This window comes from Ensifer adhaerens (assembly GCF_020035535.1).
Lineage (GTDB): Bacteria > Pseudomonadota > Alphaproteobacteria > Rhizobiales > Rhizobiaceae > Ensifer.
Genome location: NZ_CP083349.1, coordinates 2,730,912 through 2,743,869, shown reverse-complemented (window position 1 = coordinate 2,743,869; position 12,958 = coordinate 2,730,912). Strand labels below are relative to the sequence as shown.

11 protein-coding genes are annotated in these 12,958 nt (G+C 63.5%); 5 read left to right on the top strand and 6 right to left on the bottom strand.

Features of this window, described 5'->3' with window-relative positions; genetic code table 11:
* Positions 1-14 precede the first annotated feature (14 nt).
* Together araD and LAC81_RS13475 are read left to right on the top strand one after the other, a co-directional pair.
* Positions 15-1,760 (top strand): L-arabinonate dehydratase, encoded by a 1,746-nt coding sequence (gene araD / locus LAC81_RS13480; protein ID WP_223725202.1) that lies wholly within the window; start codon positions 15-17, stop codon positions 1,758-1,760.
* 238 nt (positions 1,761-1,998) lie between these two features.
* The gene (locus LAC81_RS13475; protein ID WP_223725201.1) at positions 1,999-2,631 is read left to right on the top strand and encodes a hypothetical protein; all 633 of its coding nucleotides are present in this window, start codon (positions 1,999-2,001) and stop codon (positions 2,629-2,631) included.
* A gap of 92 nt (positions 2,632-2,723) precedes the next feature.
* On the opposite strand, the gene LAC81_RS13470 is transcribed toward LAC81_RS13475, so the two are convergent.
* From LAC81_RS13470 to LAC81_RS13455, 4 genes are all read right to left on the bottom strand, one after another.
* Positions 2,724-3,554: a transglutaminase family protein gene (locus LAC81_RS13470; protein ID WP_223725200.1), complete on the bottom strand. Its 831-nt coding sequence runs from the start codon at positions 3,552-3,554 to the stop codon at positions 2,724-2,726.
* A 16-nt stretch (positions 3,555-3,570) separates the two neighbouring features.
* Positions 3,571-4,509, bottom strand: coding sequence for an alpha-E domain-containing protein (locus LAC81_RS13465; protein WP_223725199.1), 939 nt, complete (start codon positions 4,507-4,509; stop codon positions 3,571-3,573).
* Between the two features lie 3 nt (positions 4,510-4,512).
* The gene (locus LAC81_RS13460; RefSeq protein ID WP_162768607.1) at positions 4,513-5,907 is read right to left on the bottom strand and encodes a circularly permuted type 2 ATP-grasp protein; all 1,395 of its coding nucleotides are present in this window, start codon (positions 5,905-5,907) and stop codon (positions 4,513-4,515) included.
* Between the two features lie 235 nt (positions 5,908-6,142).
* Positions 6,143-7,225, bottom strand: coding sequence for a YeiH family protein (locus tag LAC81_RS13455; RefSeq protein WP_223725198.1), 1,083 nt, complete (start codon positions 7,223-7,225; stop codon positions 6,143-6,145).
* 81 nt (positions 7,226-7,306) lie between these two features.
* Here LAC81_RS13455 and LAC81_RS13450 point away from each other — a divergent pair, with 81 nt between their 5' ends.
* The 3 genes from LAC81_RS13450 (at position 7,307) to LAC81_RS13440 (ending at position 9,776) form a co-directional block, all read left to right on the top strand.
* The gene (locus LAC81_RS13450) at positions 7,307-8,176 is read left to right on the top strand and encodes a LysR family transcriptional regulator (RefSeq protein WP_223725197.1); all 870 of its coding nucleotides are present in this window, start codon (positions 7,307-7,309) and stop codon (positions 8,174-8,176) included.
* Between the two features lie 82 nt (positions 8,177-8,258).
* Entirely contained in the window at positions 8,259-8,714 is a 456-nt protein-coding gene (locus LAC81_RS13445) for a GyrI-like domain-containing protein (protein ID WP_223725196.1), read from the top strand.
* Positions 8,715-8,897: 183 nt separating this feature from the next.
* Positions 8,898-9,776, top strand: a complete 879-nt coding sequence (locus LAC81_RS13440) for a DMT family transporter (protein ID WP_223725195.1) — start codon at positions 8,898-8,900, stop codon at positions 9,774-9,776.
* Between the two features lie 111 nt (positions 9,777-9,887).
* Here the strand turns inward: LAC81_RS13440 and LAC81_RS13435 are convergent, their stop codons facing one another.
* Both LAC81_RS13435 and LAC81_RS13430 read right to left on the bottom strand, forming a co-directional pair.
* Positions 9,888-11,444: a DEAD/DEAH box helicase gene (locus tag LAC81_RS13435; protein ID WP_223725194.1), complete on the bottom strand. Its 1,557-nt coding sequence runs from the start codon at positions 11,442-11,444 to the stop codon at positions 9,888-9,890.
* 298 nt (positions 11,445-11,742) lie between these two features.
* Entirely contained in the window at positions 11,743-12,843 is a 1,101-nt protein-coding gene (locus LAC81_RS13430) for a DNA alkylation repair protein (protein ID WP_223725193.1), read from the bottom strand.
* Positions 12,844-12,958 lie beyond the last annotated feature (115 nt).

Here is a 12,958-nt window from a genome sequence, read left to right as displayed (position 1 = left end):
CAAGGAAGGAAAAGATGAAGAAGAAAGCTGAGTGGCCGCGCAAGTTGCGCTCGCACGATTGGTTCGGCGGTACGGGCAAGAATGCCATCATGCATCGCTCCTGGATGAAGAACCAGGGCTTGCCGGCAGACACGTTCGACGGCCGTCCGATCATCGGCATCTGTAACACCTGGTCGGAGCTGACGCCGTGCAACGCGCATCTGCGTGACCTTGCCGAACGGGTGAAGCGCGGCGTCTACGAGGCTGGTGGCTTCCCGGTCGAGTTTCCGGTGTTCTCCGTCGGCGAAAGCACGCTGCGTCCGACGGCGATGATGTTCCGCAATCTTGCGGCGATGGACGTCGAAGAGGCGATCCGTGGCAATCCGGTCGATGGCGTCGTGCTGCTCGGCGGTTGCGACAAGACCACGCCGAGCCTGCTGATGGGCGCTGCCAGCGTCGATATCCCGGTTATCCTCGTTTCCGGTGGCCCGATGCTGAACGGCAAGTGGCGCGGCAAGGATGTCGGCTCCGGCACGGCGATCTGGCAGTTCTCGGAAATGGTGAAGTCCGGCGAGATGTCGCTGGAAGAGTTCATGGATGCAGAACAGGGCATGGCCCGTTCGGCTGGCAGCTGCATGACCATGGGCACGGCGTCCACCATGGCGTCGATGGCCGAAGCGCTCGGCATGACGCTTCCCGGCAATGCGGCGATCCCCGCCGTCGACGCGCGCCGCCGGGTGATCTCCCAGCTCTCCGGCCGCCGTATCGTCGACATGGTGAAAGAGGATCTGAAACCCTCGGATATCCTGACCAAGGAGGCCTTCGAAAACGCCATCCGCGTCAACGGTGCCGTCGGCGGTTCGACCAACGCGGTTCTGCATCTCCTGGCGCTTGCCGGCCGCATCGGTGTCGATCTGACGCTCGATGACTGGGATCGTCTTGGCCGCGACGTGCCGACGATCGTCAACCTGCAGCCATCGGGCAAGTACCTGATGGAGGAGTTCTACTATGCGGGCGGTCTGCCGGTCGTGATCAAGGCCGTCGGCGAAATGGGCCTCCTGCACAAGGATGCTGTGACCGTCACCGGCGACACGATCTGGAACGGCGTCAAGGATGTCGTCAACTATAATGACGACGTGATCGTGCCACGCGAAAAGGCACTGACCAAGTCCGGCGGCATCGCGGTGCTGCGCGGCAATCTGGCGCCTAAGGGCTGCGTGCTGAAGCCTTCCGCCGCTTCGCCGCATCTGATGCAGCACAAGGGCCGCGCCGTGGTGTTCGAGAGCATCGAGGACTATCACGCCCGCATCAACAGCGAAGATCTCGACATCGACGAGACCTGCGTCATGGTGCTGAAATATTGCGGCCCGAAGGGTTATCCGGGCATGGCTGAGGTCGGCAACATGGGCTTGCCGCCGAAAGTGCTGAAGAAGGGTATCACCGACATGATCCGCATCTCCGATGCGCGCATGTCCGGTACGGCCTATGGCACGGTCATCCTGCACACGGCACCGGAAGCGGCCGACGGCGGCCCGCTGGCGCTTGTGCAAAACGGCGACATGATCGCCGTCGACGTGCCGGCCCGCAGCATTCACCTCGACATTTCGGACGAGGAACTCGCCCGCCGCCGCGCGGCCTGGGTGTCGCCGGTGAAGCCGCTTGGTGGCGGCTATGGAGGCCTCTACGTCAAGACGGTTATGCAGGCTGACACGGGTGCTGATCTGGACTTCCTCGTCGGCCCGCGCGGCGCGGAAATCCCGATGAACCGCGACAGCCACTAAATAGTCTTCGCCGAAGTGTGATGCCGCACCGCTTTATCGGTGCGGCATTTCCATTTTTGATCTGGACGAACGCCAATCGTTTCAAAACGAAGCGCAATTTTTGCGCGTCTTCGGATAACATTATCCACAGCCTGCAAAACCCTCGACTTCCGGTAGAGCGCGCGCAACCAGACGTGATCTTCCGACGTCTCCTCCTGGTCAGGGTCATTTCGGCCCTAAGCTTGAGAGGAGGACGATCATGCGGAAGAATGTTCTTGCGTTGTCGCTGGGTCTTCTTGCGACGGTGGCGTTGTCTGCGCCGGCATTTGCCCAAAGCGCGGAGCGCGGTGGTCTCGGTATCGGCCTGTCCGTCGGCGGAGCGAACGGGCTCAACACCAATGCGTCGCTTGGCGGTGCCAGCGGCGTCAACACGGACGCCAATGCGTCGGTCGGCGGTTCGCGCGGCGTCAAGGTCGATGCGCAGGCGAGCGCCGGGGGCAGCAACGGCATCAACGCCGATGCCGATATCGCCCTTGGCGGTGGCAACGGGCTCGACGCTTCGGTTGACGCCAGTGTCGGTGGCCGACGTGGCCTGACAGCCAGCCTCGACGTCAACGCCGGCAGCGGCAGAGGCGCCGATGTTGGATTGGGGCTCGGGCTTGGGGCTGGCTCCGGCGACAATGGCAGCAGCGGCAGCACCGGTGGCGGTGTTGGCGCCGGTGGCAGTTCCGGCGGAGCGGTTTCGCTGGGCGCCTCGCTTACGGCCTTTAACGGTCTGTCGAGTGCAGAACGGGTCAAGCTGATCAAGCGATGCCGCGATGTCGTCAGCGGCGGCTATGACAGCGGACTGGTTTCGCTCTGCCGCATCCTGCAGGCGAGCGCCTCGCGCTAGGGACGAGCGTTGGCGGCTTGGCGCTGTGGCGGGTTGCCAACTTACGATGGGACGTCGATTGCGCCCCATCGCCAAGGTCCCTGACGCAGAGACTACTGGCTTTGCGACTGGCTCTGGCTCTGGCCTTGCTTCTGCTCGACCGTCACTGAGACCTTCAGCGTCTCCTTGGCTTCGCCATGGATCAGCCCGGAGATGGGGGCGGCATCGCGATAGCAGAGGCCTGAAGCAACGCGCACATAGCGGTCGTCAGGGCAGATCTTGTTGGCAGCGTCGAAGCCGACCCAGCCGAGGCCGTTCAGATGAATTTCGGCCCAGGCATGGCTCGCCGTCTGGTCCGGCTGGCCTTCCATCATCAAATAGCCCGAAATGTAGCGCGCCGGCAGATCGAGCGCGCGCGCCGCTGCGATCAGAATATGGGCGTGGTCCTGGCAGACGCCGCTGCCGCTTTCCAACGCATCCTCGGCCGTCGTTTCCGCGTGGGTCTCGCCGGGTTTGTATTCCACCGCTTCGTGGATCGTTCCCATGAGCGCGTGCATACGGGCGAGGTCGGTATCGCCCTCGGCGGATTTCGCCAGTTCGCGGATGAGCTTGCCCGCCTTGGTCAAAGGTGTCTCGCGGGCATAGAGCCAGAGCGGCACATAGGACTGGTGCGGTCCGAAAACGCCGGCGCGGTCCTCGGTGTGAACCTCGCCGGACGCGGTGATGCGGATCGCCTCGCGGTCGCCGTCGACGCTGACGAGGTGAACCCGGTTGCCGAAGTGGTCGTCGTAGCTCACCTCTATCGCGGCGCCATCGACGAGGGTCTCCCAGCCGAGCACGGTCTGGCCCACCTGGGTCAGGGGCGTCAGCCGCAGGCGCTGCAGTGCGTATTGCACGGGCTCGTCGTAGTGGTATTCGGTCGTGTGGCTGATTTTCAGGTGCATGCTGTCCTCCCGAAACTCAGTTGAAACGATAGCCGTCGGAGATTTCCTGTCCCAGACGGTTGTTGTGGCTGATGAAGTCTTCCAGATACTCGTGCAGCCCCTGGTCCATGATGTCCTTGATCGACTGGCTGCGCAGCGATGCGAGCGTGCGATCGGCGGTGTCATGGGCGGCGTGGCGTTCGCCGTATTCCCGTTCGAGATAGCCGAGGTTGCTGGCGATCTTTTCGTAGCAATAGGCCAGCGAGCGCGGCATGCGGCCGTTGGAAATCAGGAAGTCGGCGATGTTGGCGGGACGAAGCTCGGCGTCATAGACCCAGCCATAGGCGCGGTGCGCCGAGACCGAGCGCAGGATCGATTCCCACTGCACATTGTCCATCGACGAGCCGACGGCAGCGACTGCCGGCAGCAGCACGTAGTATTTCACGTCGAGGATGCGGGCGGTGTTGTCGGCCCTTTCGATGAAGGTGCCGATGCGCGAGAAGTTGAAGATCTCGTTTCGAAGCATCGTGCCGTGGAAGGCGCCGCGGATCAGACCGGCGCGGCGCTTGATCGCGTCGATGATCTCCGGCATGTCGGTCGGACGCGCCTTCTTCGAGAGCATCGCCTTCATCTCAAGATAGCACTCGTTGGTGGCTTCCCAGGTTTCGCGGGTAAGTGCCGTGCGCACCATGCGGGCATTGTGACGTCCGGCCTCGATGCAGGACATGACGCTCGATGGATTGGCGCGGTCGCGCAACAGGAAGTCGATCGCGTCGCTGCTGGTCAGCGTATCGTGTACCTCGTCGTAGAGTTCGCGCACACCGGCACTTTGCAGCACGCCGTCCCAATCGCCCTCGGTTGCCTCGCTGCGGGTCAAAGCCATGCGCAGGCCGGCATCGATCAGCCGGGCGCTGTTTTCCGCCCGCTCGATATAGCGGAACATCCAGTAGAGACCGTTTGCAGTTCTTCCCAACATGTCTCAGTCCTCCAGCACCCAGGTATCCTTGGTCCCGCCGCCCTGGCTGGAGTTCACGACGAGCGAACCGGCTTTCAGCGCCACGCGCGTCAGGCCGCCGGGGATGATCTGGACCTTGTCGGAGACGAGGACATAGGGGCGAAGGTCGACGTGCCGTGGCGCGATACCCTTGTTGACCAAGATCGGTACGGTGGAGAGGGAGAGCGTCGGCTGGGCGATGTAGTTGGTGGGGCGGGCCTTCAGTTTTTCAGCGAAGACCGCGCGCTCCCTCTTCGTCGCCGTCGGTCCGACGAGCATGCCGTAGCCGCCGGAGCCGTGGACTTCCTTGACCACCAGTTCTTCCAGATGTTCGAGCACGTATTTCAGGCTCTGTGGCTCGGAGCAGCGCCAGGTGGGCACGTTTTCGAGCAGCGGCTTGCGGCCGGTATAGAACTCGACGATCTCGGGCATGTAGGAATAGATCGCCTTGTCGTCCGAGATCCCTGTGCCGGGCGCATTGGCGATGGTGATGTTGCCGGCGCGGTAGACGTCCATGATGCCGGGAATGCCAAGTGCCGAATCCGGGCGGAAGGTGAGCGGATCGAGGAAGTCGTCGTCGACGCGGCGGTAGAGCACGTCGATCGCCTCGTAGCCGCGGGTGGTGCGCATCTTCACCTTGCCGTCGATCACGCGCAGGTCCGAGCCCTCGACGAGCTCGACGCCCATCTGGTCGGCAAGGAAGGCGTGTTCGTAGTAGGCGGAGTTGTAGATGCCGGGGGTCAGCACGGCGACGCGGGGCTTGCCGCTACAGCCGGGAGGGGCGAGCGAAGCGAGGCTCTGGCGCAGGAGATAAGGATAGTTCTCGACCGGGCGCACGCGGTTCTGATGGAAGAGTTCCGGGAACATCTGCATCATCGTTTCCCGGTTTTCCAGCATGTAGCTGACACCGGATGGGGTGCGCGCATTGTCTTCGAGAACGTAGAACTGGTCTTCGCCGGTGCGCACGATATCGGTGCCGACGATGTGGGTGTAGACGCCGCCCGGCGGCCTAAAGCCGATCATCTGCGGCAGAAAGGCCACGTTCTTCTCGATCAGTTCACGCGGGATGCGGCCGGCGCGAATGATTTCCTGCTTGTGGTAGATGTCGTCGAGAAAGGCGTTGAGCGCGATGACCCGCTGTTCGATGCCCTGGGCGAGCTTGCGCCATTCGCGGCCGGAAATGATGCGGGGGATGAGGTCGAAGGGGATGAGTTTTTCTGAGCTGTCTGCGTGTCCGTAGACCGCGAAGGTGATGCCGGTTTTCCGGAATATGTTCTCGGCTTCCTTGGATTTCGCTATGAGCCGATTTCTGTCCTGGCTGGCATACCAATCATGATAGGTCGAATATGGTTGGCGCGGACTGCTGTCCGCATTCATCATTTCGTCAAATGCCAAAGGCGTGGTCCCCTTATTTTTGACCATTTGAGTACAACGCTGGTTGCAATGCAAGAAGCGTGCTCAGTCGCCCGAAAAGAAAGTTGGCACCGGTCCAGGCGCCTATTCGCGGCAAAAACTGCCCAACAACGCGGCACCGGCGTCTGGCCGACGAAGGCCGCGGAGGACGAGCGGTTACAAAATATGCACGTGCTCTAAAATTGGGCGTGGGTTCCCGGTGCTATCCGAGGCCGAGGCAGGCGATCGCGAGCGCCGACAGGATGCCGAGGACGAGGAGCGAGAGCAGTGCGGCGGCACTGGCGCGTGGGCCGGCATTGGCGAGCGTGCGGATGTCCACCTCCAGGCCAAGGGCGGCCATGGCGATGACGGTCAGCCAGGCCGAGACCTTCATGGCGCCGGTTGCGACGACGTCGGGGATTGCGCCGCTGTTGCGGGCAACTGCTACGGCCAGGAAGCCGAGGATGAACCAGGGAACGAAGTGGGCGATGGCAGCAAACCGTCCGGCTTTCCGGCATTTGCCCGGCAGCGGTTCGATGTCAGCATCGCGGCCGCCGATCAGCGAGAAACAGAAGACGACGGGGCCGAGCATCAGCACGCGGACGAGCTTGACGAGCGTGCCCACCTGGACCGAGAGCGAACTGAAGGGGCTGGCTGCTGCCAGCACCTGCGGCACGGCGTAGACGGTCATGCCTGCAAAGACGCCGTAGCCCTGCGGCGTCATGCCGAGCCAACCGCCGACGAACGGCAGGGACAGGACGACGGCGATGCCGAGAATGGCGGTGAAGGAGATGGCGGCTGCGACCTCTTCGCCGCGTGCGCCGATCGCCGGTGCAACGGCGGCGATGGCGGAGTTGCCGCAAATGGCGTTGCCGCAGGCGATCAGCGTCGCCAGGCGTTTCGGTAGGCCGAGCATGCGTGCGATCAGATAACCGGTGGAGATCGACAGCATTACCATGATGACGATGGTGACGAGCAGGGTCGGTCCGCTCGCGGCGATCGCATCGAAGCTCAGCATGGCGCCGATCAGGACGATTGCGGTTTCCAGCAGGACCTTCGCTGAGAAGTGGATGCCGGAGAGGAAGCGGGCGCCGGGTGTCCAGAGTGTGCGGACGATGGCGCCCAGCAGAATGGCAAGAACGAGGGCTTCCAGCCAGGCCCGTCCCGTCCAGTGCCACTCGATCCACTCAAGGCCGATGGCTGCGAGCGCGACGAGACAGCAGAGGAAAAGTCCCGGAAGAATGCACGTCATGCGGGAAAAGAAGGAGGAAAATGAGGAGTGGAGTGTGGAATGCAATCTGGACATGGCGTGCAACCTACGCCGATCCATGAATCAGTCTAACGGATTATTCTTGTCATTCTGATCGATTTTTGAGATTGATCTGCCATGACACTCGATCAGCTTAGAATCTTCGTCGCGGTCGCCGAACGCCTGCACATGACCAAAGCCGCCGAGGCGATGAACGTTACCCAGTCGGCGGCAAGTGCTGCCATCGCCGCGCTTGAGACCCAGCACGACGTGCGGTTGTTCGATCGCGTTGGCCGCGGCCTCGCACTCACCGATGCCGGCAAGGTGTTTCTGCCGGAGGCAAAGGCGGTGCTCGCCAGGGCAGCCGCCGCCACTGCGTGCCTGCGTGATCTCTCGCAGCTTCGCCGCGGCGAACTCTCGATTGCCGCCAGCCAGACGGTCGCAAGCTACTGGTTGCCGGCGCGTCTCGCCCGCTTCACCCATGATTACCCGCAGGTGGACGTGAAACTCACCGTGCGCAATACGGCCGTCGTTGCCGAGGCGGTGGAGGACGGGACGGCGCAGCTCGGCTTCGTCGAGGGGCGAGTCGATGGCGCCAAGCTCGACCACCGCCGCGTCGCGGTCGATCGCATCGCCGTCTATGCCTCGCCCTCCCATCCGCTCGTCGGCGCGCCGGTCGATCTGGAGATGCTGCTTGCGGCGCGCTGGGTGCTACGCGAAGAAGGCTCCGGTACGCGCGCGATGTTCTTGCAGTCGATGGAGGATCACGGAGCAGACCTCGACGGGCTCAAGATCGAGCTCGAACTGCCCTCGAATGAAGCGGTGCTGACGGCGGTGGGGAGTGGACCCTTCGTGACGGCGGTGTCCCGGCTCGCTGCCCAACCCTTCGTTGATAGCGGCCGGTTGATCGAGTTGCCTTTCGAGCTGGCGGAGCGCAGCTTCGAGCTGCTGACCCATCGCGAGAGGCAGTTCAGCCACGCGGCGCGCGCCTTCGTGGAACTGCTTTGAGCCCAATTCCGTTCTGCTGCTGCGATCGCGGAGCAGGAGAACCAGGCAATCGCTTCAGGATCCTCCGGTTGATGAGGTAATCATGGCGTTCGAAATCGTGGAAAGACCCGCTGAGCGTATTGCGGGCGCCTTCTGGGAAGGAACCTTTGGCGAGGCAGCCGATGGCGCGGTGCGTCGGCTGATCGCCGAGATGCAGGAGCATCACAGGCGCCTCCACCCCAGGGACCATGGAGCCCTGGTCGGCCTTTCCTGGAACGACCGCCCGGATGGCTTCCGCTATCTCGTCGGCTATGTGTCGGACAAGGCCGAGACGACGGTCCATCCGGGACATGTCGACTTGCCGGCCATGCGTTTCGTCACCGCCCTGCATCACCCTGATAGCGGCGACGTCTTCGCGCATTACCAGAGAATGTTCGACTGGATCGCGGCTGAGGGCCATGCGGTCGACACCGCCTTGCTGCACTATCGCGAGGAGTACGAGGCCGGGTTCGTCTCGCTGTCGCTTTCCTCGCTCAGGCTGATGGTGCCGATTGGCTGATGCTTGCCATCAGAAAAATTGCTTTGACCATCAATGCGGCCGCGGATACTTGGATGTGTGCTTAAATCCGAGGGATTTGGGCCGAAATCTGCGGCAGATCAAAGTGTTACAGCGGCTGGAGCCATTCCGGAAGGCGCGCTGCGCTGCTTTGTGTACCGCCACCGTCATCCCGATAGGTCCATCATGCTCGCCCGCCTGGCTCCCGCCATCTTCGTTCTGCTCTGGTCGACCGGCTGGGTCGTCGCAAAATATGCCGCGGCCTACGCCGATCCGCTCACCTTTCTGGTGCTGCGCTACACGCTGGCGATCGTGCTCTTCATTCTGTTTTGCATCGCCACCGGCGCCCGCTGGCCAAAGTCCTGGTCGATGGCGGGCCACGCCGTGGTGTCGGGCATGTTCCTGCACGGGCTCTATCTCGGGTCTGTCTGGTGGGCGATCGGCGAGGGGGTCCCGGCCGGGATCTCCGGTATCATTGCCGGCCTGCAGCCGCTGATGACCGCAGTCGCCGCAGCCTTCGTCATCGACGAGCGCCTGAGCATGCAGCAGAAGCTCGGGCTGGTGCTCGGCTTCTTCGGCATAGCCCTTGCCGTGTTGCCGAAGGTGCTGGCGATCGACACGGGGGCGACACCGGTGCACTTCTTGCCGGTCATCATCAACGTGCTCGGCATGGGTGCCGTCACCTATGGCACGCTCTACCAGAAGCGCCATCTGCAGAGTGGCGACATTCGCACTATCGCAGCGCTGCAATATCTCGGCGCGCTGATCGTCACCATTCCGCTGGCGTTGATGCTGGAAGACCTGCACGTGACCTGGAACCTCCAGATCGCGTTGTCTCTTGCCTGGTCGGTGCTGGGGCTCTCGATGGGGGCGATCGCGCTGCTGCTTTATTTGATCCGGCGCGGGCAGGTGTCGCGCGCGGCGTCGCTGATCTATCTCGTGCCGCCGCTTGCCGCGGTGCAGGCGGCAATCTTCTTCGGCGAGGCGCTGACCCTGCCGATGATCATCGGAACCGTGATCGCCGTTGCCGGCGTCTATCTCACCAACCGCAAGCCGCAGGCGTAAACCGTGCCGCGCAAAAGCGTGCGGCGGTTTGCGATCACGACATGCGAGAAACCAAAAACGAAAACGGCGGGCCGAAAAAACGACCCGCCGTTCTTTTTTGTTTGAAGAGGCTTAGCCCTGGTGGCCGCGATTGCCGCCAGCACCGCGGCGCATGCCCTGGCCGCCGTCGCGGCGCTCGCCGCCACGGTTCTCGTTGCGGGCACCCTGGTTGCGGTCACGCCGTTCGCCCTGCTTCTGGCCGGGGCGACCATGGTGCTTCTTGCCTTCGTGGTTGCGGTTGCCTTCGCCGCGCCCGTCCTGGTGCGGATGGCCTGCGGCACGGTGGTCGCGGCGCTCCTGCTTCTGCGGGCGGCGTTCGTCGCGCAGCAGGTCGTCGCCGGTGAAGCCGCTGGTGGCGGCAACCGGTTCGCCGGCGGGGCGCTCACGGCGCGGAGGACGGCCGCCGTTCTGGTGCTGGCCGCCGCCATTGCCCTTGCGATGGCCGGCGCCGTTGTTGCCGCGGCCGCTGCGGCCCTTGGACGGACGCGCCTGGTCGGCCGGTGCCTCGCCGCTGGCAACAGCGATGTTGATGCCCATCAGCTTCTCGATGTCGCGCAGCAGGCGGATTTCGTCCGGCGCGCAGAAGGCGATCGCGATGCCGTCGCGGCCGGCGCGCGCGGTACGGCCAATGCGGTGAACATAGGCGTCGGGCACTTCCGGCAGGTCGTAGTTGTAGACGTGGGTGACGCCGGGGATGTCGATGCCGCGGGCGGCGACGTCGGTTGCGACCAGCACGCGGATTTCGCCGTCACGGAAGGCCTTGAGCGCGCGCTCGCGCTGGCCCTGGCTCTTGTTGCCGTGGATCGAGGCAGCCTTGAAGCCGACGTGGTCGAGGTGCTTCATCAGCTTTTCGGCGCCATGCTTGGTGCGGCTGAAGATCAGCGACAGGCCGTCCGGGTTCTCGGTGAGGGTCTTCTTGAGGATGGTCGTCTTCAGGTCCTTGCCGGGAACGAAGTGAACATACTGTTCGACCTTGTCGGCCGCCTTGCCCGGAGGCGTGACTTCGACCTTGACCGGGTTGGTGAGGTACTCGCCGGCAAGTTCGGCGATCTGCTTCGGCATGGTTGCCGAGAAGAGCAGCGTCTGGCGGTTCTTCGGCACCAGCTTGGAAATCTTGCGCAGGTCATGGATGAAGCCGAGGTCGAGCATCTGGTCGGCTTCGTCGAGCACGAGGTAGCGCCCTTGCGTCAGCGTCACGGCCTTGCGGTTGACGAGATCGAGCAGGCGGCCCGGGGTTGCGACCAGGATGTCGACGCCGCGGGCGAGCTGTTCGGTCTGCTTGTTGATCGAGACGCCGCCGACGACAACGCCGATCTTCAGCGGGGACTTCTTGACGAACAGCTTGAGGTTGGCTGCGATCTGGTTGACCAGTTCGCGGGTCGGCGCGAGCACCAGGGCACGAATGTTGCGCGGGTCCGGACGTCGGCCCTCAGCAACGAGTTTTTCGATCATCGGCAGGCCGAAGGCGGCGGTCTTGCCGGTGCCGGTCTGCGCGAGACCGATCAGGTCGTTGCCCTTCAACACCAGCGGAATGGCCTGCGCCTGGATCGGCGTCGGCTTTTCGAAGCCGTTGGCAGACAGGGTCTCCAGAATGTGTTCAGAAAGACCAAGATCTTTAAAGGTGGACAAATGCATATACCTTTTGGGGGCGCCAAACGCATTCGCCGGAACCGCAGTCTGCTGTTCCGGTGTCGTTCGGCGTCAAGAACCCCGCGTGAATTGGGAACTTGTGGGTTAAGAAAAAAGTCGTCAAGCGCCTGTGCTGTCGCCGCATAGGGCGTATGGGTGCGCTTTTCCTTCTTCACGGCTTTCTGTGTTGCCGAGGGCGCGCTCACGCGGCGGCCGGAAGGTGACGCTGGGCACCATGTCGTCGTTTTGGTCCCAAAAGTCAAGGTCCATCTTTTCGCAGGTGCGAAATGAGGGGAGGCTAGTCGGCCACCGACAACTCGAAATCGACGCCTGCCGCCTCCTTCCCGTTGACGAGGATTACCACGCGATGGGCGCCGGGATAATAGCGACGGGTTGTGATCGGGCGGATGGCGTGGCGCTTTTCAATGCTGATCGAGGCGCCCGGCTCCAGCGTTGCCGACGTCCACTTGAAGACCTTGGGAGCGGTCGTGCCATTGGCTTTGCGGTGGTGGACGGCGTAATCGATCATCATCTTCTGGCTGGTTTTGGCCCGATGGCTGATCGTAAGGCGCAGGCCGAGGCTTTCGCCGAGCACGATTTCGGAACGGTCCAGAGAAAGGTGCGCATCGATCCCCGAGGGGGCGGTAAAGCCGAAATTCGAGAGCGCTGCCGCATGTCCCTGTTTCAGAAGTGTGCGCGAGGCGTGGCGCAGCAGCTGGCGGCGTGCCGGCGAGGCATCGTCAATATGTTCGGCGACGAAGGCCGCCACCAGGTCGGGATGATCCTTGGCGATGTCGTTGAGGCTGTTGGCAACCGAACGGCGCACGTAGTCCTCGGGGTCGTCGAGGAGGGCCGTCAGGATCGGCAGGATCGGCTGCGGGTCGCGGACGAGTTTCGGCAGCCGCATCGCCCAGGGGAGGCGCGGGCGAGTGCCTTCGCTCGCCAGCCGCCGGACGTGATGGTTGGCGTCACCAGTCCAGCGTCGGATCGTGGCAAGGGCGCGCTCCTGGTCGCGGTCGATGAAGACACGAATGCCGAACTCGCCGGTGAAATGCGGTGTCAGCGCACGCAGCAGCGATAGCGAAATGTCGAAATCCTCAAGGCCGCGCAGGGCGACGTACTGGCTGACCGGCAGCAGCGCCCAGCCGCTGATACCGGCGCCTTCCCGGGGAAGGCTGGCCGCGAGGGCGGCGGCAGCTTCCGTAAAAGGCTGCGGCAGGGTCTCGACCAGCGCGTCGCGGATTTGCAGCGAACGCTGCATCAGTTCCAGCGCCTCGAGGCCATCGCCCGCCAGTGCCAGGAACGTCTTGCGGTCGAAACCGCCGGCATTGCGGCCGAGCTCATCGGCGATGGCGGTGACGACGCCGGGATGCAGCAGGTTCTTCAGTGGCTCGGCCATCTCGTGGGTACTCCGGGATCACGGTGGTCGCGGATCGATCCGACCCGAGGCGTGAGCGCGATTAGTTCTATCGGTGAGCGCCGCACGCGGCTCGAAAACCGTGCGCGCGCCGTCT

Coding starts and splice junctions, on each gene's coding strand:
- araD (WP_223725202.1), top strand. CDS start 15: ATGAAGAAGAAAGCTGAGTGGCCGCGCAAGTTGCGCTCGCACGATTGG.
- LAC81_RS13475 (WP_223725201.1), top strand. CDS start 1,999: ATGCGGAAGAATGTTCTTGCGTTGTCGCTGGGTCTTCTTGCGACGGTG.
- LAC81_RS13470 (WP_223725200.1), bottom strand. CDS start 3,554: ATGCACCTGAAAATCAGCCACACGACCGAATACCACTACGACGAGCCC.
- LAC81_RS13465 (WP_223725199.1), bottom strand. CDS start 4,509: ATGTTGGGAAGAACTGCAAACGGTCTCTACTGGATGTTCCGCTATATC.
- LAC81_RS13460 (WP_162768607.1), bottom strand. CDS start 5,907: ATGATGAATGCGGACAGCAGTCCGCGCCAACCATATTCGACCTATCAT.
- LAC81_RS13455 (WP_223725198.1), bottom strand. CDS start 7,225: ATGTCCAGATTGCATTCCACACTCCACTCCTCATTTTCCTCCTTCTTT.
- LAC81_RS13450 (WP_223725197.1), top strand. CDS start 7,307: ATGACACTCGATCAGCTTAGAATCTTCGTCGCGGTCGCCGAACGCCTG.
- LAC81_RS13445 (WP_223725196.1), top strand. CDS start 8,259: ATGGCGTTCGAAATCGTGGAAAGACCCGCTGAGCGTATTGCGGGCGCC.
- LAC81_RS13440 (WP_223725195.1), top strand. CDS start 8,898: ATGCTCGCCCGCCTGGCTCCCGCCATCTTCGTTCTGCTCTGGTCGACC.
- LAC81_RS13430 (WP_223725193.1), bottom strand. CDS start 12,843: ATGGCCGAGCCACTGAAGAACCTGCTGCATCCCGGCGTCGTCACCGCC.